Annotated in this window: 23 protein-coding genes; 9 read left to right on the top strand and 14 right to left on the bottom strand. The window is 51.3% G+C overall.

All coding sequences use genetic code 11. From position 1 onward, the window contains the following. The first annotated feature begins 118 nt into the window (after positions 1-118). A complete protein-coding gene (locus tag E3E32_RS00825) occupies positions 119-940 on the top strand; it encodes a cysteine synthase family protein (RefSeq protein WP_167729786.1) in 822 nt (273 codons plus the stop codon). Then, positions 937-1272, top strand: a complete 336-nt coding sequence (locus E3E32_RS00830; protein WP_167729787.1) for a hypothetical protein — start codon at positions 937-939, stop codon at positions 1270-1272. The genes E3E32_RS00825 and E3E32_RS00830 overlap by 4 nt, the downstream gene beginning before the upstream one ends. A gap of 32 nt (positions 1273-1304) precedes the next feature. Here E3E32_RS00830 and E3E32_RS00835 read toward each other — a convergent pair whose 3' ends face one another. From E3E32_RS00835 to E3E32_RS00850, 4 genes are all read right to left on the bottom strand, one after another. Beyond that, positions 1305-2030, bottom strand: coding sequence for an acetate--CoA ligase family protein (locus E3E32_RS00835; RefSeq protein ID WP_167729788.1), 726 nt, complete (start codon positions 2028-2030; stop codon positions 1305-1307). A gap of 31 nt (positions 2031-2061) precedes the next feature. Continuing rightward, on the bottom strand, positions 2062-3480 hold the full coding sequence (locus tag E3E32_RS00840; RefSeq protein ID WP_167729789.1) for an acetate--CoA ligase family protein: 1419 nt from the start codon (positions 3478-3480) through the stop codon (positions 2062-2064). A 103-nt stretch (positions 3481-3583) separates the two neighbouring features. After that, positions 3584-4360, bottom strand: a complete 777-nt coding sequence (locus E3E32_RS00845; protein WP_370456342.1) for a sugar phosphate isomerase/epimerase family protein — start codon at positions 4358-4360, stop codon at positions 3584-3586. Then, a complete protein-coding gene (locus E3E32_RS00850) occupies positions 4353-5534 on the bottom strand; it encodes a magnesium transporter (RefSeq protein WP_370456343.1) in 1182 nt (393 codons plus the stop codon). Before E3E32_RS00850 ends, E3E32_RS00845 begins: the two co-directional genes overlap by 8 nt. A gap of 107 nt (positions 5535-5641) precedes the next feature. Here E3E32_RS00850 and E3E32_RS00855 point away from each other — a divergent pair, with 107 nt between their 5' ends. Beyond that, positions 5642-6250 carry a potassium channel family protein gene (locus E3E32_RS00855; RefSeq protein WP_167729790.1) on the top strand — a complete coding sequence of 203 codons (609 nt, stop codon included), beginning with the start codon at positions 5642-5644 and terminating at the stop codon, positions 6248-6250. Continuing rightward, the gene (locus E3E32_RS00860) at positions 6243-6821 is read left to right on the top strand and encodes a potassium channel family protein (RefSeq protein WP_167729791.1); all 579 of its coding nucleotides are present in this window, start codon (positions 6243-6245) and stop codon (positions 6819-6821) included. The genes E3E32_RS00855 and E3E32_RS00860 overlap by 8 nt, the downstream gene beginning before the upstream one ends. On the opposite strand, the gene nth is transcribed toward E3E32_RS00860, so the two are convergent. Continuing rightward, positions 6822-7553 (bottom strand): endonuclease III, encoded by a 732-nt coding sequence (nth, locus tag E3E32_RS00865; protein WP_167729792.1) that lies wholly within the window; start codon positions 7551-7553, stop codon positions 6822-6824. Beyond that, entirely contained in the window at positions 7519-7950 is a 432-nt protein-coding gene (locus tag E3E32_RS00870) for an ATPase (RefSeq protein WP_012571955.1), read from the bottom strand. Before E3E32_RS00870 ends, nth begins: the two co-directional genes overlap by 35 nt. A gap of 96 nt (positions 7951-8046) precedes the next feature. Here E3E32_RS00870 and E3E32_RS00875 point away from each other — a divergent pair, with 96 nt between their 5' ends. The 4 genes from E3E32_RS00875 to E3E32_RS00890 are packed head-to-tail and all read left to right on the top strand — an operon-like array spanning position 8047 to position 10574. After that, positions 8047-8496, top strand: coding sequence for a PadR family transcriptional regulator (locus E3E32_RS00875; protein WP_167730857.1), 450 nt, complete (start codon positions 8047-8049; stop codon positions 8494-8496). A gap of 1 nt (position 8497) precedes the next feature. Further along, positions 8498-9484 carry an ATP-binding cassette domain-containing protein gene (locus E3E32_RS00880; protein WP_167729793.1) on the top strand — a complete coding sequence of 329 codons (987 nt, stop codon included), beginning with the start codon at positions 8498-8500 and terminating at the stop codon, positions 9482-9484. Positions 9485-9488: 4 nt separating this feature from the next. Beyond that, positions 9489-10253, top strand: a complete 765-nt coding sequence (locus tag E3E32_RS00885) for an ABC transporter permease (RefSeq protein WP_167729794.1) — start codon at positions 9489-9491, stop codon at positions 10251-10253. Positions 10254-10265: 12 nt separating this feature from the next. Further along, complete coding sequence (locus tag E3E32_RS00890; protein WP_167729795.1) at positions 10266-10574, top strand: hypothetical protein; 309 nt, start codon at positions 10266-10268, stop codon at positions 10572-10574. On the opposite strand, the gene E3E32_RS00895 is transcribed toward E3E32_RS00890, so the two are convergent. Continuing rightward, the gene (locus tag E3E32_RS00895; protein WP_167729796.1) at positions 10568-11812 is read right to left on the bottom strand and encodes a phosphoglycerate kinase; all 1245 of its coding nucleotides are present in this window, start codon (positions 11810-11812) and stop codon (positions 10568-10570) included. The genes E3E32_RS00890 and E3E32_RS00895 overlap by 7 nt on opposite strands. 143 nt (positions 11813-11955) lie before the next feature. On the opposite strand from E3E32_RS00895, the gene E3E32_RS00900 reads away from it, so the two are divergent. Continuing rightward, the gene (locus E3E32_RS00900; protein WP_167729797.1) at positions 11956-14094 is read left to right on the top strand and encodes a restriction endonuclease; all 2139 of its coding nucleotides are present in this window, start codon (positions 11956-11958) and stop codon (positions 14092-14094) included. Here E3E32_RS00900 and E3E32_RS00905 read toward each other — a convergent pair whose 3' ends face one another. The 7 genes from E3E32_RS00905 to E3E32_RS00935 form a co-directional block, all read right to left on the bottom strand. Further along, complete coding sequence (locus E3E32_RS00905) at positions 14095-14718, bottom strand: hypothetical protein (RefSeq protein ID WP_167729798.1); 624 nt, start codon at positions 14716-14718, stop codon at positions 14095-14097. An 88-nt stretch (positions 14719-14806) separates the two neighbouring features. Next, complete coding sequence (locus E3E32_RS00910; protein ID WP_167729799.1) at positions 14807-16843, bottom strand: metallophosphoesterase; 2037 nt, start codon at positions 16841-16843, stop codon at positions 14807-14809. Positions 16844-16911: 68 nt separating this feature from the next. Then, positions 16912-17511 carry a DUF447 domain-containing protein gene (locus tag E3E32_RS00915; protein WP_167729800.1) on the bottom strand — a complete coding sequence of 200 codons (600 nt, stop codon included), beginning with the start codon at positions 17509-17511 and terminating at the stop codon, positions 16912-16914. 33 nt (positions 17512-17544) lie between these two features. Next, the gene (locus E3E32_RS00920; RefSeq protein ID WP_167729801.1) at positions 17545-18609 is read right to left on the bottom strand and encodes an ABC transporter ATP-binding protein; all 1065 of its coding nucleotides are present in this window, start codon (positions 18607-18609) and stop codon (positions 17545-17547) included. 10 nt (positions 18610-18619) lie between these two features. Continuing rightward, the gene (locus tag E3E32_RS00925) at positions 18620-20461 is read right to left on the bottom strand and encodes an iron ABC transporter permease (protein WP_167729802.1); all 1842 of its coding nucleotides are present in this window, start codon (positions 20459-20461) and stop codon (positions 18620-18622) included. 147 nt (positions 20462-20608) lie between these two features. Next, positions 20609-22060 (bottom strand): ABC transporter substrate-binding protein, encoded by a 1452-nt coding sequence (locus E3E32_RS00930; RefSeq protein WP_167729803.1) that lies wholly within the window; start codon positions 22058-22060, stop codon positions 20609-20611. Positions 22061-22152: 92 nt separating this feature from the next. Then, positions 22153-23253 carry a CGP-CTERM sorting domain-containing protein gene (locus E3E32_RS00935; protein WP_167729804.1) on the bottom strand — a complete coding sequence of 367 codons (1101 nt, stop codon included), beginning with the start codon at positions 23251-23253 and terminating at the stop codon, positions 22153-22155. Between the last annotated feature and the right edge of the window lie 97 nt (positions 23254-23350).

Below are 23350 nucleotides of genomic sequence, written 5' to 3' on the forward strand. Positions count from 1 at the left end.
TAAAGGCTTTATCGGAGCCCTTTATGGTGATTGCAAATGAACGTGTTTAACAACACACTGGAGCTGTTCGAAAAGTACAAGCCGACCCCCCTTGTTAGGCTTTCCACCGAGAGGGGGGATGTATTTTGCCAAGTTAGAGTTCTTTAACCCCTTCAGCAGGAGCATTAAGGACAGGGCCGTTTTTAACATGCTTATGAAGGCCATCGAGCGCGGGGACATCAATGGCACCAGGAGGCTTTTTGAGGCAACTTCCGGCAACGTCGGGATTTCTCTGGCTGCCCTCAGCAACGTTCTCGGTATTGAGTTCAGGGCATACCTGCCAAAGCCGACACCAAAGGCCACCCAGGTTCTGCTCAGAGTACTCGGTGCGGATGTCGTCATGACTGAATTCGAGACCATAGACCCTGCCATGGTTCAGTACGTCGTCGAAGAAGCGAGGAAGGCCGGAGCAGCTAACCTCAACCAGTTCGAGAACGACGACAACTTCGAGGCCCACTACCGCTTTACCGCCAGGGAGATAGACGAGCAGCTGAAGAGCATTGGCAAAAAGCCCGACGTTGTGATAGCGGGCATAGGTACTTCGGGCCACATAGCAGGTCTGGCAAAGTACTTCAAGGAGCGCTACGACACAACCGTTGTGGGCGTCGTCCCGGCGAAGGGTGAGAAGATCCCCGGCATAAAGCGCCTTGAAACAAAGCCCAAGTGGTACTTCCAGGTAGACATAGACAGGGTCGTGGAGATAACACGGAACGAAGCCATTGAGGGTGCCCTCAGCGTGGCACGCAGAGACGGTCTCTTGATAGGACTCAGCTCTGGAGCAGTGGTCAAAGCGTACGAAAAAGTCTCCAGCGAATTCGGTGAGAAAACATACGTCCTGATCTTTCCGGACGATGGATTTAAATACGTGGAGATATTTGAGGGTTACCTGGGGATCACATGAAAAGGTTAACCCTCGCCACCTACCTTCTTTTCCTCAACGGCTTTCTGCTTCTGTATTATGCCTACTCCTTCGGTTCAGTAGTTTACCTAGTCTTCGGCCTGCTGAGCATGGCTCTCGCATACGGCCTCACGCAGGAGAACCGGACCGCCATAAAAATCGCCCTTATCTACGCTGCAATAGAGTTCTTCTTCGCGTTGCTGTTCCTGATAGCAGGCAACATATGGTCCGCTGTTGATGCCACGGTGAGCTTTTTCATACTGCATGATATTCTGGGATACATCCAGGAGGTCGCAGGTGAAGAATCAGAAAAAGTTGAGAAAGAAAAAGTCTAATCAAGCGGCCTTTCTCAGTACGCGGGACTTATTTACTTCTTCTCTACGGGTTCTTTGAGGATTATCCTTGCGTCAACTACCACGGCACCTTTGCCCTGCTCGTAGACGAAGACCGGGTTGAGATCCATCTCTTTGATGTATTCCCTAAGCTCGTCGACGAGCTGGCTGACCTTGAGAAGGAGATTAACTATTGCATCGATGTCCGCTGGTTCTTCTCCGCGCGCTCCGGCAAGAATCGGATAGCTCTTGATTTCCCTGATCATCTTCCTGGCGTCATTTTCGGTAATCGGCACCAGCCTGAAGGTGACGTCCTTGAGAACCTCGACGAAGATTCCACCGAGACCAAACATTATAGCGTGGCCGAATTGCGGATCTTCGGTAACGCCTATGATGATCTCCCTTCCAGGCTTGAGCATCGGAGCAATCAGGACGCCGAGTATCTCAGCATCTGGCCGGTACTTCCTCGCGTTTTCGTGGATGATCTCCCACTTCTCCTTGAGCTCCTCGGGGGTCTTTATGTTAAGGAGAACAACCTTCGCGTCGCTCTTGTGGAGTATCTGAGGAGACATCAGCTTCATGGCAACTGGATAGCCAATCTCCTCAGCATATTTGAGTGCCTCGTCAAGGGTCTTGGCAAGCTTTTCCTCCGGAACGGGAAGGCCGTAGGCCTTGAGGACCTGTTTAGCCTCGTATTCAACGAGTGCAGTCCTCCCGGACTTCAAAACCTCTTCGATAACTTTAAGGGCTTCCTCCTTCATGATACCACCACCGGGAAAGTGAATGAGGGGCTCAGTCGCCCCTCCTCAGATATTCAGCATATTTGACAAGGCCTGCCAAGGCCCTTACTCCCCTCTCGGGGGTTGGATAGACCGGGACTCCCTTCTCCTCTAGGATTCTAGCGTAGTAATCGGTCTTCTTACCACCCATGGCAACGGCAACGATGGGCTTGTCGCTCTTCTTCTGGTACTCCGCAAGGATGTCAATTATCTTCTCCTCCTCGAGGAGCGGCACTTGGAAGAGCACGATGACGAGTATAGCATCGACGTTCGGGTCATTGACGAAGCCCTCTATGGCGATCCTATACCTCTCGGCGTCGGTGTCGCCGACAACGTCTGTCGGGTTGCCAGCGACAGCGTGCGGCGGGAAGTTTTCTTTGAGGAACTTGAGTGTTTCTTCGCTCAGCTCGGCCATCTTGAGGCCGAACTTGGCAACGGCATCGCTCGCCATTACCCCGGCTCCACCGCCATCGGTGATGATTCCTATCCTGTTGCCCTTCGGAAGTTTGTCCTTCAGAGCTGCGAAGGCCTTCGCAAGATCAAACATGTGCTCGAAGTCCTCAGCACGGATTACACCCGTCTGCTTGAAGACTGCGTCGTAGATAGTGTCCGCTCCAGCAAGGGAACCGGTGTGAGATGAAGCTGCCTTGGCTCCGTACTCGGTTCTTCCGCTCTTGAGGGCTATGACCGGCTTGACCCTGGTTATCCTCTTGGCGGCTTCCATGAACTTCCTTCCGTCCTTCACGCCCTCGATGTAGAAGGTGACGACGTTTATGCTATCGTCGTGGATAAAGTAATCCATGAGGTCCGCATCGTCGACGTCGAGCTTGTTGCCGTAGCTGACCATCTTGCCTATGCCTATGTCCGCCATGGCTGCCCAGTCGAGCATGGCTGCCGCGAAAGCACCGCTCTGGCTGACGAATGCAATTGGTCCGCTCTTGGGTCTGTCCATTTTGTTCTCAGGCAGGAAAACCGTGTCAACACCGGTATCCGGCACGTAAACACCAACACAGTTCGGACCGATGATCCTTATGCCGTTCTCTCTGGCTATTTCAAGAATTTCGCGCTCGAGCTTCTTTCCTTCCTCGCCGAGCTCACCGAAACCACCGGTGATGATGATTACTGCCTTTATGCCCTTCTTTGCTATCTGTCTCATCGTGTCCGGAACGAACGGGGCAGGAATCGAGATGACTGCTAAATCAGTGTCATCAGGGAGCTCCTCAACGCTCTTGTAGACCTTGTAACCATCTATTTCATCGAGCTTTGGGTTTACCGGGTAGATGTTGCCTTTGAAGATACCGCGCTCCTTGTTCATTTTGAAGTTCTCAAAGATGACGTTTCCAACTTTACCTTTCTTGTTGGTTGCGCCAATGATAGCGACCGCCCTTGGGTCGAAGAAGGGTCTCATTTCCTCTACTATCTTTGCTTCCATTGGTATCCCTCCACCAGAAACTGCTTCTCGCAAAAACTTCATTTCAAATGTATAAAAGAGTTGCGTTTTGTAAAAATTGGGCTCCAGTGAACTGAAAAGTCCATCAATGCAGACTCCTCAGAAATTCGAGGCTTTTTCTCGCCGATTCTATGCCCCCTACCTCAAGAGACCATGTCACCTTTGGAAGTTTGGGGATGACCTGGGCCCAGGGAACGGTTCCCTCTCCTAACGGGAGATGCTCGTCCTTATCGCCGCGGTTGTCGTGGAGGTGGAGGTGCACGATTCTGTTTCCAAGAAGCTGGATGAAGCGGTCAAAGTTCCTTGTCGTGGTGTTTAGATGGCCGACGTCGAGAGTAACTCCAATATCAATGTCCTCTACCAGCTCTGCGAGTCTTTCGCAGCTCTGGGCGTCCAGAATGGGAAAGCGTGGCATGTTCTCGAGGCCGACCTTTATGCCGAACTCTTCGCTCCATGCGGCAATCTTTCTGAGCGATTTCCTGTGTATCTCAAGGTATTTCTCCCGGTGCTTTATGCTGAGTGGAGAGCAGTGGCCGGGGTGAATGGTGACCACCAAGGCGTTCATTTCAGCGGCGACCTCTATCGTCTCGCGCAGAACCTCCAGTGCGGCTCTCCGTATCTTTTCGTTGAACGCACCGATGTTGATGTCACTGAAGGGAGCGTGGACGGTTATCTTCATCCCATAGCCCTCAACGATCTCTGCGAAATCCCTGTAGCTCGCTTTCGTCAAATAGTGCGGCCACTCGCTCAGGAGTTCTATGAAGTCAAAGCCAAGCTTTTGTGTTTTCCCGGCCCATTCCTTGAAGTCCTTTATGCTCTTTCCCGAAAAGGCCGTCATGGATAGGCCAATCAACTCAACCACCTACCATAAGCTTTGCTATTATCACGACGTATATCGTGCCGAATATGTCGCTGTTGTTCGAAATGAGAGGTATCGCTACGTTGTCTGGATCGATGTTCTTCTGGAAGAGGAAGTAGGAGATTGTATACGAGTAGAGCATTATGAAAAGTGCCATGAGTGGATAGCTGAGGGTCAGTTCGTAAACTATTCTTGGCTCGGCTCCCGCGATGAAGTGGGCTATTCCCGCACCAAAGACGTTTATCAGGACCCCAACAATTGGCGTTGTGAGGAAGAGTGCGAGTATCTCCATGAATGGCTCCTTGGAGAGGTAGCCGTCAATCTCACCGAGGTGGAGTGCGGTTGAGGTTTTCGCCGCTATTATTGAGCCGTAGTTTCCAAAGGAGCTGAGGATTGAAGGATAGGCAAAGCCGAGGATTATAGAGGCCCCTATCAGGTCGCTGAACCTTTGGAGTGTGAAGCCCGAGATGAGTGAGAGCAGAGCTAAAGCTGTTATTATCGTGAAGAGCTCCTTGAATTCGACTATCTCGGCCTTTCTCACACGGGAGATTGCCAGCAGGAGGAGGAAGAGCAAAATTAGGATGAGGTTGCTCCCCCAGAAGGTCTCCTTCGAGGTCTCAAGGAGAAGTATAAAAGCTATCAATGCTGGAATGGTGAGCAGGTCACCCATCGAGGCAACGAGCGGGGCGGCCATGCTGTCGGGGTCAACCTCCTTCCTGAAGGCAAATATGGTGACGAAAGCCGTAAAGTAGCCGAGGATGAGAGAGACGAGTATGGTCGAGCTCACAACGATGAGGAGAATCTGGAGGGCGTGGTACCTTATCCCCTGAATGACACCTATTGCCCAGAGAATTGTTACAGGGATTAGAGAGAGGAGCATCGCTATGACAATGTTCTTGAGAACCTTCTTTTCCCTGAGCGAGGGCTCGAGGTCACCGAGGTAAAGCATTGTGGAGAAGCGCGAGGCCATCGAGCCAAAAACGTTGCCGCGGAGGCCCATCATACCCGGCAGAATAACGAGCAGGCCGGGATAATCGCGGCTAATCTTCTCCAAGTACTTACCGAGAAAGGTGCCTCCGAAGAAGCCGATTATCAGAGAGACGACTAACGAGGGTAGTGAGACCCTGTAAGCCTGCTTCACCTTTTCTCCGAGCTCTTGAGCCGTCACTGGTATCACTCTCCACGCCCTTCACCCCCTAAACATTGACCTCTGGTGGTATTAAACTTTTCGCGGCCGAAAACTAAATAAGATTCCCTTCAATTTCCCCTATCGGTGAGAGCCGGGTGGAAGAGTGGGACGAAATCGAGGTTCCCAAGAACGTTAAGGACATCTTTGTTGAGATGAAGAACACCGCCGAGCTGATGGTTGATCTCGCCTACTCCTCCGTTCTCTTCGGGGAGGAGGAGATAGCCGAGGAAGTTCTCGAGCTTGAGGAGTATCTTGACTTACTCAACTACCACCTGATGGTGCATGCTGTTCTTGCCGCTCGAAACCCGAGGGAGGCGGAGCAGATAACGTCAATACTTCACATGGCACATGCTATCGATGACATGTCCAACGCGGCGGCGGATTTGGCGAAGATGGTTCTCGAGGGAGTTGAGCTTCACCCAGTTATCACCGAGGCCATCTTAGGCAGCGAGGAGATAATAGGTAAAATCTACGTCTCAGCAGATTCCATTCTCGTTGGTAAGACCTTAGAAGAGCTAGACCTTTCAACAAATACTGGTGTGTGGATAATAGCAGTTAGACGCGGAAAGCGCTGGATATTCGATCCAGACGGGGACTTCAAGATATTCCCTGGCGATATACTCATAGGCAGAGGCACTAACACCTCAATTGAGTACCTCAAGGAGATAGCGAGGGGCAACATAAAGGTGATGGGCAATGAATGAACTCGAAGAGATTAGAAACTGCCTTATAGAGATGAAAGACCTCTCATCGCTCATGGTTGACCTCGCTTTCTCGTCGGTCATGTACAACAGCGAGGACATAGCGGAGGAGGTCTACCTCCTAGAGGAGCGCATGGACGAGCTTACCCTGAAAGTCAAGAAGCTGGCCCTGATGCTGGCCAAGAATGAGGATGACCCGTTAAAGCTCCTCAGCGTCATAGACATGGCGGAGATAAATGAGCAGATTTCGGATGCCGCTTATAAGATCTCCGATCTTGTTCTTAGAGACGTCGAGCCCCACCCAATAATCAAGAAGATAATGGAGGACACCGAGGAAGAGCTGGGGAGGGTTACCGTAAGGAAAGGCTCCATTCTGCACGGCAAGACCCTGAAACAGCTTAAGCTCCCGAGCAAGATTGGAACGAGGATTCTGGCCATAAAGCGCGGAACTCGCTACATCTACAATCCCGGCAGAGATGACATCATAAAGGAGGGTGACGTGCTCATAGCCGTTGGCTCGGACTTGGACAAGCTCAGGAAGCTCGCCGGGGAAGAGGTGGAGGAAGAGGAGTGACTACTTCTTCGAGCTCCCCTTTATATCTCCGTCCGTCACAAGCCCCTTTGAATAGGGACACAGCTCCCTCAGCGGGCACTCGTCGCATCTCGGTTTAATCGGCCTGCATATAGTCTTTCCGTGGTCGACCATGGCGTGGTTAACGTATATCCACTTCTCTCTTGGGATGAGCTCCCTCAGGTAGTCCTCGACTCTTTCTGGCTGAACTCTAGGAGGAGCCAGGCCCAGGCGTTTGCTTATCCTGTTTACATGGGTGTCAACCGGTATCGCCTGTCTCCCGAAGCCATAAGCCAAGACAATGTTGGCGCACTTTCTGCCTATTCCCGGCAGTTTCATAAGCTCGTGAATATCGTCCGGAACCTTTCCGCCGTACTCCTTGAGGATTATCTGGGAGGCCTTAACAATCCATTCGCCCTTTGTTTTCCAGAGGCCGACGCCGTTCTCCTTCAGAAAGGCCTGCATCTCATTTACAGGTGTTCTCGCGATAGTTTCGATGTCCCCGTACTTCTCAAACAGTTTTTCCCAGACCTTGTAGGTGACCTCGTCGCGCATGCGCTGGGAGATTATGCAGTGGATTAACGTCCTGTAGGGGTCGCCGATGAGGAGCTTCTCCCTCGGATGGGTTTTCATCAGGATTTCGACTATCTTTTCCGCTCTCTTTTTCTTTTCCTCCCAGTTCTCTTGGAAGGTGAAGCCATCAAGGCTTAACGAACCTGAGTTTGTTTTTGCCATGCACTATCACCACCGTTTCTTTGGAAACGCTAACTTTGTTAAGTTCCTCGAACTCATCACTATAAATCTTTTGTCCATTATGGTTCAGGATTAGAACCTTATTAGGAAACACCACGACGAAGCCCTTCTCGAAGGAAATTACATCTCTAATAGGGTCGTCGAATTCGAAGTCGATGATCCTAACTTCTCCAGTCGAGAACTCCACCCTCGTGCTCCTCGCGACCTTCATCGGTGAGGGCTCCGCAAGCAGAACTTTGAAGCGAAGAGGCTTTCCGAGCAGGTCTATCTCGACTTCCTCGTTGGTTCTTACCTCTTTCCCGGCTAGCTTTTCCCTCACTATCTCCTCGAAGCCGGCCGGAAGTTCTGCCTCAAAAAGGGGCTTCAGGACAAGCCTCATATTCCCACCCTTGGATGCTTTTACCTCGCGAGTAATAAGGATTCCGAACCAGAATCTTTTTAAACGATATATCGTTCGATATGTTGGGTGATGTATGTGGAAAGACCCAATTTCAGGGGCTACATGAAGATACTGATCCTTGACCTGCTGAAGGAGCCGAAACACGGCTATGGCATAATGATAGAACTGGAGGAACGATACGGCATAAAACTCAGCGCAGGGACCGTTTACCCCATCCTTGCTTCCCTCAGAAAGAATGGCCTCATCGAGGTCGCTGAAACCGGAGATAGGGAGAAGAAAAACTACGTCGTGACGGAAAAGGGTCTAAGGTATCTTGAAGAACATGAAGAAGAGCTGGAAGAAGTCAAGAAGAGGATGCACGCCTACAGAACATTCCTTGAACTCGGTGGAGACGAGCTCAAGGAAGCATTCAGGGAACTATTCAGATCGATTGAAGATCTCACGGACGAGCAAAGGGAGGAGCTCAGAGGCACCTTCCGGGAATTTGCGCGTAGAATAAGACGGATCCTTCTGGAGGGTGAATGAAATGAATGCTATTGAGGTTGAGAATCTTGTCAAGAAGTACGGTGATTTTGAGGCAGTTAAAGGTATATCTTTTAACGTGAAGCGGGGCGAGATATTTGCCTTCTTAGGCCCCAACGGCGCCGGAAAAACCACTACCGTTCACGTCCTCACGACGCTCCTCAAGCCAACGGCCGGAAATGCTATCGTTGCCGGCCACGATGTCGTGAAGGAATCTATAGAGGTTCGCAAAAAGATAGGCATTGTCTTCCAGGACCCGAGCCTTGACAGAGAGCTGACCGCTTATGAAAACATGTTCATCCACGGCAGGATTTACGGTCTGAGTGGAAACGAGCTCAAGGAGAAGATAGAGACGCTCCTAAAGTTTGTTGAACTCTGGGATTTCAAAGACAGGCCGGTTAAGTTCTTCTCGGGTGGAATGCAGAGGAGGCTTGAAATAGCGCGCTCGCTCCTCCACGAGCCCGAGGTACTGTTCCTCGATGAGCCGACAATCGGCTTAGACCCTCAGACGAGGGCCCACATCTGGGAGTACATCAAGGCTATGAAAGAGGAACACAACATGACGATATTCCTCACAACTCACTACATGGACGAGGCGGAGCAGCTGGCAGATAGAATAGCCATTATGGATCACGGCAAGATAATCGCCGAAGGCACGGCAGAGGAACTGAAGAAACTCGTAGGCAACGACATCATTTACCTCAAACTGGAGAGTCCAAAAGAGAGCCTCAAGTGCATAAAGGCGGGCTTCATCAAGGGCTGCAAGCTTTTGCCAGACGGAAGAGTCAGGCTTGACGTTGAGAACGCCTCCGAGGCACTGCCGAGGCTCTTCGAACTTGCCAGAGAGAGCGGCGTTAAGATTCTGGAAGTTACCTATCATAGACCAACGCTGAACGACGTCTTCTTGCACCTGACCGGAAGGGAGATACGTGACGAAGGTGGCGAGCAGAACGTTGCAAGGATGATAATGAAAGCCCGTATGAGGAGGTGATAGCATGAGGGTTTTCACCACCATGATTTATCGCGAGCTGAAAAGGTTTTTACGCTCCCGCGCGAGGGTTATAGGTAGTCTCATCAACCCGCTAATCTGGCTGATATTCTTCGGCAAGGGCTGGAGCGGTGTCTTCAACAATCCGATGGCCGCGCCGATATTCGGCGGCGTCGACTACATGACCTACCTAGTGCCAGGAATCATTGCCATGACGGTCTTCAACATGAGCTTCATGCAGGGCATAACCCTCATCTGGGACAAGCAGTTTGGCTTCCTCAAGGAGATACTCGTGGCTCCAGCGAGCAGGACTGAGGCAATACTCGGCAGGATCACCGGCGGTGCGATAATGGCCATGATACAGGGTGTCATAATACTCGCACTCAGTTTCACCTTGGCGGACCTCAAAGTCTCGGGAGTGCTTCCAGCCCTTGGACTCAGCTTCCTCGTCGGCATAGCGATAGCGGCAATGGGGGTTGCAATAGCGCTCAAAATGACCAGCATGGAAGGCTTCCAGATGATAGTGACCATGATAATGCTCCCGATGACCTTCCTAAGCGGAGCGTTCTATCCGATAAGCACTATGCCTGAATGGATGCAGTGGCTCTCAAAGGTCAACCCGCTGACCTACGCCGTGGACGGCTCGAGGTATTATCTGGCTGGAGTCGAGCCGACCTTCTCGCTGGCGACGGACTGGCTCGTGCTCGCTGGTCTGGCAGCACTCTTCGCCGGAATAGCGGCGCTCGAGTTCAGGAAGGCGACGATAGACTGAGGTGACGGATGTATGAAGAATCAGCAGTTTACCATGCTCTGCGTGGCCCTTGCGGGCCTGATTTTTATTCCCACAGTCTTTTTCAACCAGCCTCTCTTTGCCCTGATTGGAGCATTTTTTGACTGGCTCCCTCTTCCCACCGGCTGGATGAAGTCGGATAGGAAAGTGAACAGGACGTTCCTGAAGCTTCACGTCGCTGTGACGCTTATGGCTTACGCCATCTTCGTGGCATGGCTTGCCACGGGCACGGCAACAGTGGGCTTCGCCTTCTTCGAGGTCTGGTGGGTGGCCGTTATCTTCGGAGTGCTGATGAACTACTGAGATCCTCTTTCTATTTTGTCCTTAAACCTCTCGTGGCTTATCCTGAACGCCTCCAGAACCGGAAGCTTCTCGCCGGAGAAGAAGCTCAGCATAGCCCCTCCGCCCGTCGACACGTGGCTTATGCCGGTTATATTGTACTGGTAGATGCTCGCTATTGAATGTCCACCGCCGACAACCGAGAAAGCCTGGCTCTCGCCAATCGCCCTGAAGACCCCGACCGTTCCGAGGGCAAACTCCTCCCGCTCAAAGACGCCCATCGGTCCGTTTGCTACAATGACTCTCGCGTTCATGAGGACATCACGGTACTTCTCGATAGTTCTCGAGCCAATGTCGAGTATAGGATACTCGTCGAAGAGCCACTTTTCGTCGCTGAGGAGGTCAACCTCAACCCGCTCGCCCTTGTAATCGACCGCAAAATCTACTGGAGTCCTCACGTAGGGATAGAACTCATCGAGTATCTTCTCTGCCCAGTCGACCAGCTCCAGAAGGCCCTTTTTAGCCATGAACTCGAGGTTGGCATCGCCGAGGTGGAAGCCCTTGGCGAGCGTAAAGACGTGGCCAACCAATCCACCCGTGAGGATTAGGTCTGCCCTTCCATTTCTGAGGACGTTCTCGGCCACGCGGAGGGAGTCGTCAACTTTGGCCCCACCAAGGACATAAATTCTCGGCTTTTCGTTTGTTTCATATGCCCTGCTGAGGGCTTCAACTTCCTTCTCCATAAGAAAGCCCATTATCATCGGCTTCAATCGGGCTAATCCTACGAGGGATGGCTGACTTCTGTGAGCGGCTGCGAAAGCATCGTTAACTACGTAATCTAAGAGCGGAGCAAGCTTTCTCACGAAGTGAGTCCTCTCACATTCCTCCAGGGGCTTGTATTTGACATCCTCGGCGGCAAAACGCAGGTTTTCGAGGATTATTGCTTCACCCGGCTTTAGCGCCTTTATTCTCTCTCTCGCATACTTTCCAAAGATGTCCTCGACGTACTCAACCTCCTGGCCGAGAAGATTGCTCAGGATTTCGGCGTGCTGCTCCGTGGTGATATAGTCACCTTTGTATGGCTTGCTCTGATGGGTTCCGATGACGAGTTTCGCACCTTCGTCCAGGAGGTGCCGGATCGTCGGCAAAACAGCCCGGAAGCGAGCGTCGCTGATTATCCTTCCATCTTTAACCGGTGAGTTGAGGTCAGCCCTCAGAAAGACGGTTTTGCCGTGATAGGTGAAGTCTGTGAGTCTGAACATTCCATCACCGCGGAGATGTTAAAGTTATCTCGTTAAAAACCTTATTTTGAACACCTACAGTGATAACGAATTCCGGGGAAAGAAATTTATAAAATGACCTCCAAATGATTTTAGTGACAGATTTTCGCTTATGGGTGAGAATGATGGCGTGGACCCTTGATCTAATAAGGCTCACACCGGAAGAAACTCTTATCGAGAACGTCATTGAGCTACTGAAGAGAATGGGCTTCAGGAACTACGAGAAGGTCGCAAGCAGGAAAGACTGGGGAATCGACATCGTGGCCATACGTGATGACCCCATCTCTGGAACCGAGAAGCTCGTCATAGCCGTCCATCGTAAGGGATTGGCCGCTTCCCGCGACGTTAACGTTTTTGCAGATCTAGTTGACAAGTACAAGGCCGACAAGGGAATCTTAATCTCGACGACCGGCTTCACAAAGGACGCCAAGGTTCTCATATCCCGGGAGTACCGGGGAAGGATAATCCCCTGGGACGGGGAGAAACTTGTTTCCCTTTTCCACAACTACTCCATAGAACCTCCGGCCGAGCTCGTTGAGATGGCCGCGGCCCAAAAGAGGAAGCAGAAAAAAGAGAGCCCTCTCAAGGAGTTTGAGTTCGACGCTCCGCTGCTCTATGACTTCTCCGCAGAGGGACTCATGAAAAGGGTAGCTTCCTTCGCCTCTTCCATATATCCGATAAAGGCCGGTGAGATTGAGCTCCGGTCCCTTTCGGTTACCCTCTCGAGTGCATATATATTCTCCTGGTCCGTTGAGGGGGGAGGGGAGAAGGATAAGGCCGTTGTCTTCTCGCCGGAAAACATTGTCCTGAGGGCAACCTCACACAAGAAGCTCCGCGTTCCAGTAACCAAGGCACTTCTCGACGACCGCTCCATAATACGGGCTACCGAGAGAGAAATAGAGGTCCCCATAAGCCCCAGTGAGGCAGTGCTCGTACTCAAATCAAGGGCCTCGCGGGAGCTGGACATCCCAGAAGGGAAGATAGTAATCCACGAGAGGAAGAAGGTCTACATACCCAAAATGGCAGAACTCGAACTTAAAGTCGGTGAAAACACCGCGAAGGCCGTGGTAAACCTCGAGAACAATGAGATCGAGTTTCACATAACTCCGCTCTCCGATGAATACTTCCTTGAGAAGGCGAGGGGAATAATCAGTGAACAGACCGGAGAAAAGACCGTCGAGCTTGACCTGAAGAGGGACAAAGGAAAGGTAAAGATCACCGGACGGACCGAGAGGTTTTCATTCGAAGTCTCGTTCAACGGCTACACAGGCAAGCCGCTTGGTGTGGAGGTTTTGATGAACGACGAGGCTCTCGATGAACTTCTGAGAAGGGCATATCCCGACGGGGAGGTTCTGAACCTGGAGAAGGGTAAGAAGGTTGCCGTGGCTGACATCCTCCTTGGAGACGGCATAGCCGTCGTTGAGGTTGACCTTACGAGAGGGAGCTACACTGAAGTAAGAAGGCTGCCTTCACCGGAGGAAGCCTACAAGAATGCCAGGGAGGTCATAGAGAACAACTTCCCTCTGGGGAACCTCGAACTTAAATCCTACTGGGTGCTGGAACACAAGTACCTTGAGCTGATCCTTGAAAGCGGCGATGGGAAGGCCGTCGTGAAAGTTGACGGTGCGACGGGTGATGTTCTCGACTACATCGTCGAAATAACGCCGGAGCGGGCAAAGGAGATAGTGGCGGAGAAGTACCCGGAGTTCGGGATAACAGCCGTTGAAGAGGCAGAAGCTGAATACACCATAACCGCTGAGAACGACAGACACGAGGTAAAAATACGGGTCAGTAAGGACGGAAAACTCATCGAAGAGATAGACAGGGTGCTCAAAAGGGAGCTCGCCGAAAATATAGCGGGAGAAAAGGTCAGGGAGGTAGACCCCGAGGCTGCCATTAAGGGTATCAAACTCCGTGAACACTGGGATGTTGAGTTCACTGGTGGGACGAAGGTAGGAAAGCTCGTGCTCCACAGGGCTACTGGGGAGGTTCTTAGCCAGGACGTCCGCTTCACGGAGATGGCAATAGAGGCAATGTATCACAACCACGTCAGAAAAGTTTACGGTGAAAAAGAGCCAAAGACCGAGAGGGTGACCCACCACAAGGATAAGGGCTACATCAACATCAAGCTCTCAGGAAAAGACAGATTCTACTACGCAAGGATCGACACTAGGACAGGAAAAATAATCAGCGAGGATACGGCCCCAATAAAGGGAATAACAGCAAAGCTGAAGCAAATTCAGTTGGAGGGTAAGTACAAGTGATCAGGCCATCAGCATATTTTCGATCATCCTGATGGCTTCCACTATTTTCCTTTCTGGCTTCTCCTCGTTCTTGGGTATCTCCAGGTTTATGACGAGCCTCTCCTCCTTGGTGTCCTCGAAGTCGTATATCTCGAGCTCCTCGACCTCAACGTCCTCGAAGATGCTCTCTATCTCCGGGCTTATTATCTTCTTGTCGTTCCCGTAGACTTCAACGCGAACCATGTCGTCAGTGGTCGAAGCAACGACGACTATCTCGTAGGAACCGACCTTCTTTATGAATTTGATGACGCTGCCGTAGCCCTCCACTTCTTCCTTGAAACCGAGCTGGCGCATAGTGCTCCTTATGGCTTCAGTTTTGCTTTTTATCCTGTTGAGAATTCTCTCTCGGAGCTTGTAGCTCTCCTCGAGAGCCTTCTTTATCCCCTCTCCGGCTTCATCAACGGTACCTTCCCATATGCCTATGACCTTTATACCTGATGACGTCGGTTTGAGCTCTATCTTAATTGAATCGACATCAAAGTCTCGCAGATCGTCTATTTTAAGCTCGCCGAGGGTGAGAATTTCAAATTCAATTCTCACGATGTTACCAAAGGCTTTGCCCTTAAACTTCACCTTCACCACCATGGTGGGGTTCAGGGGATGGTTTAAAAACTCTTCCCCTTGGAAAGGCCCCAGAATAATGTCAGGTAATGTAAAGAGAAAAGAGGGAAACTCACTTCCTCCTCCTGAGGAGGAGTGGGACTAGTGCAAGCCCGACGAGAACAGCCGGACCGCAGGTGGTGCCTGTGGCAGCGGTGCTAGTAGTTTCAGTGGTCTCAGTTGTGATGGTAGTTGTGGTCGTGGTTGATGTAGTGGTTCCACCGACGGTGTAGGTCGTTTCACCGACGTTGCCGTAGAAGTCGGTGGCTATTACCTTTATGGTGAAGCTCTCAGAGTCAACACCCGGAACCTCCGTGAAGTACGTGGCTGAGACTTCTGCTGGCTTCATCGAGAACGCCGGATACTCTGCAATGACATTTCCGTCACTTATTATCTGGACCTTCATGTCTCTGATTCCGACGTTGTCGCTGGCGCTGATGTAGACCTTAAACGCCTTGCCCGGCTTGGGCTTGCTCGGCGAGAGGTAGCCGACGTTGACCTCCGGTGCCTTGGTGTCGGCTTCTTTGACCACGGCTATCTGGCTGATTCCCTCGGGGACGGTAACGTTAAGGAGCATATAGTATGTTCCGCCTATTTCCCTTTCCCCGAGAACGGTGTAGGTTATGTTGGTGGCCTGCGGGTCAACCTTTGCACCGGCAGGTACCTCGAGGACGATCGGGCCGCTTATGCTCCTTCCAAGCTCATTGATGAACTTGACGGCGGTTCCCTCTTCGCCATTCTGTCTGAAGACTATGAACTTCTGTGGAACCGGGAGTGAGACGGGCTTCTCCTTGTCAAAGAGGTTGCTGACGAACGGGAACTCAACAGTGCCATTGTCATAGACGTAAATTATCTGGGAACCGTACCAGCTGGGCTTGGTATAGCCCCTGTTTATATCCGTCTGGCTGGGCGGATTGCTGGTCTTGTCGGGAGCACCGGTGGTAGTAAGGGCGTAGAACCAGTGCTCGTTACCGTCCTTGTCTATGTAGAGAACGGGCTTGTCCTTGTGGATGTGTCCACTGAGGACGAGCCTGACGTTGTATTTCTCAACCATCTGGAGGAAGTACCTGGCAATGTCCTCGTACTCGCCGTTCCTTCCGACCCAGTCCCAGCTGGCGAGCTTCTTTATCTGTTGCCAGTCATTGTCATCGAAGGCCGTGAGGTTCTCAACGACTCCTCCGTTCAGTCTGCTTATGTACCAGAACGGGTGGTGGACGAGGACTATCGGTATCTTGTCCGGGTGCTCCTTAAGAACCTGTTCCATCCACTGAAGCTGCTCCATTTCGGGGTGCCTCTCCTCACCACGGCTGTCAAGACCTATGATGAGGAAGTCTCCAATGACCTCATAGAAGTATCGTGGGCCAATATACTTAGTATAATAGGTCGGCGGGTGGTCGTGGTTGCCCTTGACGGCTATGAAGGGTGTTCCGGCAGCGGTAGCGTGGAGGATTGTGTTGTCAAGGAGCTCGTATCCTGCCCTGTCACCGTTGGTATCTACATCGTCACCTGTGGCGAGGATGATGTTTATGACGTTCTCCCCGTCCTGACCAACCATCCCATAGTAAGTCATGAAGCTGTCGGTGGCGGTGTAGCTGTGAAGTGCCACGGGGTTCTTGCAGTACTCAAGTATTCCGGTTATGCTCTTCTGGAAGTAGTCACCGCAGACAAAACCCATCTTTGAACCACTCGTGACGTGCAGGTCACTTCCATGGACTATTCTGAGAACTGTAGGGGCCTCCTTCATGACCCATACTCCGTTTGGTATGGCTACCTCACCTTTGTCGCTCTTGACAACAAGGAAGTAGACGTCCGGAGCGGCGTCCTCTGGTATTTTAGCCTTGACTATTCCATTCTCTGTGCCCAGTATCTGCAGGTCGTAAGGTCCGTGTAGAATTGAGATTATCTGGAGGCTCTGGATTGTAACCCCTTCGACAGGATAGATTTCAATGGTGTCTCCCGGGAGGCCAATGGCTGGAACTCCGGGGAGGGGCTTTATAAGAACGTCTCCTGGAGCCAGGCTGGTGGTTGTTGCTGCCCAAACACTCGTCGTTGGAATGGCTGCTAAGGTGAAAAGAGCCATCAACAGGGCTATTATTCTTCTGCCCAGCATGGTATCACCAAAACATTCATGGAAAAACTTAATTATAAGTTTTCCCTTTCTAAGTCGCGTTTTGGAGTTCAGGGGTTCCATCTGAGTGATGAGATTGCCCACCCAATCATTTTCTCGGCAATCTCGGAATTTCCGCCGAGATGTTTGTACATATGGTAGTTCAACCATATCCTCTCGTAGAGTCTTCTTGCGGCTTCAACTTTCAGGCCCCTTGTGGCAACGAAGAGCCTTGTGAGATCAACAGCCATTTCGAGGAGGAGGTAATCGGCACGGCTTATAGGCCGCGGAGGAAGTGGGCTCTCTATAACGCCATTCGGTCTAAGAGAGCACTTGAGAACAGATATCTTTCCGAGCTCGTCCTTGTGGATGTCTTCTCTTAACTCAACTTCTCCATAGAAACCGGGAAGACCCTTAATCCAGCGATAGGGCTTTTTCTCCACAAACTCGACTTCCACGGGAATGTTCAGTCCGAGCTTAACCAAGAGCTCGACGTCATTCGTTATCTGGATTGATGCGTATGGGTGGGCTTTCAGCTCCTCGGAACTCCTTCCGCCAAAGAGCTTGAAGTTAAGGGTCTTCCCTTTTCTGACTACGCCTACTGGGGTGGCATTGGAGCGCGTAACCAAGAGAACTTCGTAAACCTGCCCCTCGTTAAAGAGTTCGAGCATCCCGGCCACCAAAGAGAAATGGAGAAAAAGAATTTAAAGCTGCTGCTTTGGAAGGACTATTATATCGTCCCTGTCAACGTAGAATGTAACCTCCTGGAGCGGTCTGAGATGAGCAACTTCCTTGTCGCTGATGGTTCTTGAGATAATCCTTGTCTCCCCGAAGAGGCCAACGACCTCGACGAAGAAGCCGTAGTACTCGATGAGGTCTACTGTTCCTGTGAATGAAACCGCGTTCTCGACGGGCTTGAGCTTTATCCTCTCAGGCCTTATGACTATAACGACGTCGTCGCTTTTCTCAGTGTAGTAAAGGCCATCGAGCCTTATACCCTCGAACTCGACGGTGACCCTGTCTCCGTTCCTCTCGACGACTTTGGCAGGAATGACGTTGGTCTTGCCCATGAAGCTGGCGACGAACTCCGTCTTGGGGCTCTCGTATATCTCCTTTGGTGTCCCGACCTGTTCAACGGTTCCGACGTTCATGACGGCAATCCTGTCGCTTATTGCCATTGCCTCCTCCTGGTCGTGGGTGACGTAGATGACAGTTATTCCCAGTTCGCGCTGTATGCGTCTTATTTCCGAACGCATTTCAAGTCTGAGCTTGGCGTCGAGGTTGCTCAGCGGCTCGTCAAGGAGGAGAACCTTGGGCTCGACAACGAGAGCCCTTGCTATGGCGACACGCTGCTGCTGACCACCGGAGAGCTGGGTGGGATAGCGATCCTCGAAGCCACTGAGCTTAACGAGTTCGAGCGCCCACATAACCTTCTTCCGTATCTCTTCTTTGGGAAGCTTCTTGAGCTTCAGTCCATAGGCAACATTGTCAAAGACGGTCATATGTGGCCAGAGGGCGTAGTTCTGGAAGACTAGGACTGCACCGCGTTTGCTTGATGGAAGGTAGGTGACCTCTTCGTCGCCGAAGTGTATCGTTCCGCTGTCCGGGAAGTCCAAGCCGGCTATTATTCTCAGCGTCGTGGATTTTCCACAGCCACTCGGTCCGAGTAGGGTAAAGAGCTCTCCCGCCTTGATGTGTAGGTCTATTCCCTTGAGAGCCACAGTTTCTCCGAAGGTCTTAACAATGTTTTCTAGCTTGACATCAACCATTTCAACCACCTCATGTTAGACCGATGAATGAGTACCTCTGCTTGGTTATCAGGTTGGCCAAGACTATAGCTATTATCTGAACAGTCATAAGAAAGACACCAAGAGCCGCGGTGAGATGAGCTCCACCTACGGAACCAGTTATGAGCTCGACCATTCTTGCCGTTATCGGATAGTAGTCCGGGTTAATGGAACCGAGGGTAATGCCGACACTGGTCTCGCTCATACAGTAGACGAAGCTGAGCATAGCTCCACCAAGCAGATTGAGGAGTATCAGGGGTATAAGTATACCAGTAAGTGCTTTCCATCTGCTGGCGCCAAGGTTCAATGCTGCTTCCTCAAGTGAAACGTGCACCTGTTGAATTCCTGCCGATATGGAACGTGCCGCGAAGGGCAGACGCCTGATGGAGTAGGCCAGTATAAGCACCATTGCTGGGTTGAATCCGAGCAGGTTGGTGGGGTCGAGCGGCGTATCTGGGAACACTTTGGCGAAGAAGAAATAGCTCATGGCTATGACGATACCTGGAACTGCTATCGGAATCGTGGCGAGGCTGTCGAGAACCGGTCCGAGCTTGCTCTTCTTGAACCTGCTGGAAGCGTAGGAGGCAGTGAGCGAGAGCAGGATGATGACAACTATTGCAGCGGTTGAATACATCACGCTGTTTATGATGACTCTCTCGATGTCAGGCTGGGTAAGTATGCTTTGTATATGCTTGAGAGTAAATCCACTTGGCCAAGTGGCGTCTCCCCACTGTTCACTGAAAGCCAGGAGAACCACACCAATCTGCGGGAAGATCGATAGGAAGAGTATTGGAAGGACAACGAAGTATATCAGGAACGCCTGCCAAGACTTGGGCTTGGCGACTCGTGGCTTCCATCTTCCACCTTTGCTGAGCATCGCGTACTGACGCATGCTGACGTACTTCCTTATTCCTAAGAACATTAGGACGGCAATAAGAAGCATCATGAGAGCCAGTGCGGCGAGCTGCGGGCTACCAACGTTGAATCCGCTTGTAAAGGCACTGTAGATTTGGAAAGACATGAGTTTTCTCGCGAGACCATTGCCCTGGAAGACAATCGGTGCCGCCAGATCTTCTAGGCTGAATATTCCAACGAGGGTTGCTCCCGCTGCTATTCCTGGCAGGGCCAACGGGAAGGTAACCGTCCTGAACAGGTGGACTCCTCCGCTTCCCAGGTTCTCTGCCTGCTCTTCAAGTGTTGGATCGATGTTGATAAAGCTTGCATAGGCGTTGAGGTATACTATCGGATAGTAAGTTAAGGTCTGTGCAACAATAACGCCGACGAGACCGTCAATCCATATTGGATGTGGGAATATGTGGAGGATGTCATAAAAGATCCAGTTGATGAGTCCAGTGGGAAGAAACATCTTCTTGACAATGAAGACGTTGACGAAGGGTGTGACGAGCAGCGGAACGAAGAGCAGGATTCTAACAATGTTCTTGCCAGGGAAGTCATAACGGGCCATGACGAAAGCAAAGACCGTTCCTAGAATCGTCGTAAGAATCATGACGCTTATTGAAACTAGTATTGAGTTCAGTATGACACCAAAGTCCCAGCCTTGAATGTAGTAAACCTGCTCACCGTTTGGCATGGTTATGAGCCTGTAGAATTCTCCCTCCGGGCGGAAGCTAATGTAGTAGTCGGAAGTTAGTATACTTGTAAACCAGTGCAGTGAGAACTGCCCGTTATACTGAAAGGCCACTGCCAACATTGCCAGCACTGGTATTATGAGAAACGCTACCAAATACAGGAGTGGAAATAGGAAAGACGCAGTAACAACTGGGTCAAATATTGGAGTCCCAAAGAGTCTCTCGCTCCATTTGCTAACTTTCATTGGTTATCGACCTCCCGTTCTGTTTCTACTCCCATAGCTTCTGAGATGTCTTTGTGGGGTCTATTTAAACATTTCCAAAAACTTGTTGACTAGATACATTGAAAACTGACAAGAGAAAAAGGAGAATTTTTCAGAAAAATGTTAAAATTAGCCAGTAATCTTCTGCAGATCTTCAAGCACCTTGTTGTACTTGGCTATGGCTGCCTGGCGCCACTCCTGCACGAGCTGGTCCTGGAAGTTCCTGTCCTTGACAATCTTGTCATTTATGCTCTTGGCGTACTCTTCGGTAAAGGTGACCACCTTGCCCGTCTCTGGGTCTTTGAACTGTATTGGAGCGGTGAGTTCGTCCTTGAGTTGCTTGAACTGATCTTCGGTTATTTTGCCTTCCTTGTACGCGGTGACTATGGCAATCCATGCATTGTGTAGTTGCTGATTGGGGTCAACAAGGGTGGCCTTGAAGTAGTACTGGAGGGCACTTATGGTTTCGAGAGCCCTCTTGTCGTCGAATGGTATTCCCTGAGCGTTGACAGCATCATCGTAGGCTTTTTTGAGGGCTGGTCTAGCCTCCCCGTAGGTCTTACCCGCGTTTTCTCCTTTGAATATGACCTTGGCGTAAATGTCGGTTATCTCCATATCAAAGATCTGTGGGTTAATTGGAAGCCTGTTGACGTCTGGGCTCATCCAGACTGCTTGGCCCTCAGTGAGGACCCAGTATATAAAGGCCTGAGCTGCCTCAGGGTGCTGGGCGTTCTTGAGGAGGGCTATTGGGTCACCGTTGATAATGCTCTCTCCCTTCGGAACGACATAAACACAGTCTGGGTTCTGCTGCATGGCGGTGTAACCGTAGAAGTCAATGGTGTTTCCGGCCGCTATCTCACCGTTGATGACCGCGTCTCTGACAGCGTCGCTGGCCATGTAAACCTTAGAGTTGGCCGCTATGAGGGTCATGATACGCCAGCCCTCTTCCCAGCCGAAGGCTTGGAGTATAATCTGGTATATCCTCGTGTTCGAGGTACTCCTCGTTGGGTCAGCTATACCGTACTGTGGTGGATTAAGGGCCCAATCCTCGCTCGCTATGTCTTCCCATTTCTCGGGCAGTTTGAGGTTCCACTTCTCAAGTTGCTTCTTGTTGACAGTGAAACCAAAGGACGAGAGTGCTGCGGCTATCCAGTAGACATTACCGTTATCGTCCTTCCTGATCATTGGCATTCCTGCCAGTTCAGTTGGAATTGGGTTTCCAAGAAGGTTAAGGATCTTCTCGTCAGTTATAGGTGCAAGGTAGTTGGCTTTGTAGAGGTCGTCAAAGAGCGTTGGACCTCCGCCCCAGCCGACATCGGCACCTTTCTCGATGTAGCTTGGCCAAAGGCTTTCTGGAACCTTGATGAACTTGAGATCAACGATGTTATACTGTTTGGCTATATCACTCTGGAGAAAGACCTGCTTTACCATGTACTGGATTGTCGCGTCGTGTCTTGTTACGATGACCAAGGTTATTCCCTCGCCATTGGTTCCAGTGGAATTTTCTCCGCTAATACAACCGCTCGCGACGACACTAAGGGCGAGGAGTAAAATAAGGCCGATTGATGCCCACTTCCTCATGGTTTATCACCTGTTCATGCTCAATCGGTTGAAGTTGCTCAAAGTCAATAAAAAATTAATGGTTCAAAAGACAAAGGAAAGGGAAGAAAAATTCACTTCCTCCTCTTGTAGAGGACAAGCGGTATAAGGGCGAGGCCAACCAAGGCAGCTGGACCGCAGGTGCTGCCAGTCTCTCCACCCTCGGTGCTGGTTTCACTGGTCTCAGTTGTTTCACTGGTCTCGGTTGCGGTTTCTTTGCCGAGCTCCTGCTGGACATAGATGGCCCACTTGATGAAGTTGGTGACGAACTGCGGGCCGTCAAGCTTGACGCCGTGGTACTCAGGAGCCCACATCGGCTCATAGCCGCCGTAGGGGGTCTCGCCGCTGACTATGAGGACGTTCTTCTTGTCCGGGAAGACCTGGACTGCCATGAGCGGGAACTTGCCGGTGTCACCAGCGGTGTAGGCATTGGCTGCTGGGTCGGTGTTCTCAACAATCTGGCCGTCATCGCTGCTGGTAACTATGACGTAGATGTTCTCGATTCCACCACCGACTGGGAGCGGCTTCCAGTTGCCGCTGTCGTCAACGTAGGCAACGACGCCCGGGCCGTGGAAGAGGACCTTTCCGCCGTTGGCGAGGTCCTTGGTTATCATGTCCTTCTCCGGGGTGTCTGGATCGGGGTTAACAAGACCAATGACACGGTAGCCAGCTCCAGCGTTGCTGGTAGCGTCCTCAACTGAAGCTTGGTCAACTCTGAGGTTGGCACCGATGGCATCGAGAACCGTATCGGCGAAGTCAATCCTGTTCGGACCGTCACCGTAGTCAGAGTCCGCAGCCACCCAGAGAATCCTGTTGCCGTCGTTCCACCACTGGACGAGGGCCTGTATCTCGTCCGGGCTGAAGGCCTGGCTCGGCTGTCCGAGGATGAGGAAGTCGACATCCTTGATGGCGTCGTAGGTTATCTTGTCACCGATGTTCTGAATTCCGAGGGTGTCTGCAAGGGCCGGGTCACCAATATAGACCCAGTTAACGTCGCTGATGGCCTTGACCATTCCCTCTGCGAGAACGTTGCCGTCCCTGTCGGTCAGAACAGCGAGTCCCTTGTCGCTTTCACCGTGGGAGAGGTCGACGCCAATTGTTGTAGCGCTGGCCATGGCAAATCCAAAAACACCAAAGAAAACAAACACCGCCATTATTATTGCAGCCTTCTTCATGGTATCACCGTCGTGTATACAGCGTGGAGAGTTATAAATCTTATGAATCGGAACTTTAACAGGCCTGAAAAACTTCCGTAAAGTCCTTAAAGGCTTA

The sequence above is a fragment of the Thermococcus sp. GR6 genome, assembly GCF_012027415.1.
Lineage (GTDB): Archaea > Methanobacteriota_B > Thermococci > Thermococcales > Thermococcaceae > Thermococcus > Thermococcus onnurineus.

Excerpts from the sequence above, each read along its gene's own strand:
- E3E32_RS00870 (WP_012571955.1), bottom strand. The coding sequence starts at position 7,950 with ATGAGGCTTGTCCTGAAGCCCCTTTTTGAGGCAGAACTTCCGGCCGGC.
- E3E32_RS00835 (WP_167729788.1), bottom strand. The coding sequence starts at position 2,030 with ATGAAGGAGGAAGCCCTTAAAGTTATCGAAGAGGTTTTGAAGTCCGGG.
- E3E32_RS00910 (WP_167729799.1), bottom strand. The coding sequence starts at position 16,843 with ATGCTGGGCAGAAGAATAATAGCCCTGTTGATGGCTCTTTTCACCTTA.
- E3E32_RS00895 (WP_167729796.1), bottom strand. The coding sequence starts at position 11,812 with ATGTTCAGACTCACAGACTTCACCTATCACGGCAAAACCGTCTTTCTG.
- E3E32_RS00825 (WP_167729786.1), top strand. The coding sequence starts at position 119 with ATGTATTTTGCCAAGTTAGAGTTCTTTAACCCCTTCAGCAGGAGCATT.
- E3E32_RS00885 (WP_167729794.1), top strand. The coding sequence starts at position 9,489 with ATGAGGGTTTTCACCACCATGATTTATCGCGAGCTGAAAAGGTTTTTA.
- E3E32_RS00840 (WP_167729789.1), bottom strand. The coding sequence starts at position 3,480 with ATGGAAGCAAAGATAGTAGAGGAAATGAGACCCTTCTTCGACCCAAGG.
- nth (WP_167729792.1), bottom strand. The coding sequence starts at position 7,553 with ATGGCAAAAACAAACTCAGGTTCGTTAAGCCTTGATGGCTTCACCTTC.
- E3E32_RS00925 (WP_167729802.1), bottom strand. The coding sequence starts at position 20,461 with ATGAAAGTTAGCAAATGGAGCGAGAGACTCTTTGGGACTCCAATATTT.
- E3E32_RS00930 (WP_167729803.1), bottom strand. The coding sequence starts at position 22,060 with ATGAGGAAGTGGGCATCAATCGGCCTTATTTTACTCCTCGCCCTTAGT.
- E3E32_RS00830 (WP_167729787.1), top strand. The coding sequence starts at position 937 with ATGAAAAGGTTAACCCTCGCCACCTACCTTCTTTTCCTCAACGGCTTT.
- E3E32_RS00880 (WP_167729793.1), top strand. The coding sequence starts at position 8,498 with ATGAATGCTATTGAGGTTGAGAATCTTGTCAAGAAGTACGGTGATTTT.
- E3E32_RS00900 (WP_167729797.1), top strand. The coding sequence starts at position 11,956 with ATGGCGTGGACCCTTGATCTAATAAGGCTCACACCGGAAGAAACTCTT.
- E3E32_RS00860 (WP_167729791.1), top strand. The coding sequence starts at position 6,243 with ATGAATGAACTCGAAGAGATTAGAAACTGCCTTATAGAGATGAAAGAC.
- E3E32_RS00920 (WP_167729801.1), bottom strand. The coding sequence starts at position 18,609 with ATGGTTGATGTCAAGCTAGAAAACATTGTTAAGACCTTCGGAGAAACT.
- E3E32_RS00935 (WP_167729804.1), bottom strand. The coding sequence starts at position 23,253 with ATGAAGAAGGCTGCAATAATAATGGCGGTGTTTGTTTTCTTTGGTGTT.
- E3E32_RS00890 (WP_167729795.1), top strand. The coding sequence starts at position 10,266 with ATGAAGAATCAGCAGTTTACCATGCTCTGCGTGGCCCTTGCGGGCCTG.
- E3E32_RS00905 (WP_167729798.1), bottom strand. The coding sequence starts at position 14,718 with ATGGTGGTGAAGGTGAAGTTTAAGGGCAAAGCCTTTGGTAACATCGTG.
- E3E32_RS00915 (WP_167729800.1), bottom strand. The coding sequence starts at position 17,511 with ATGCTCGAACTCTTTAACGAGGGGCAGGTTTACGAAGTTCTCTTGGTT.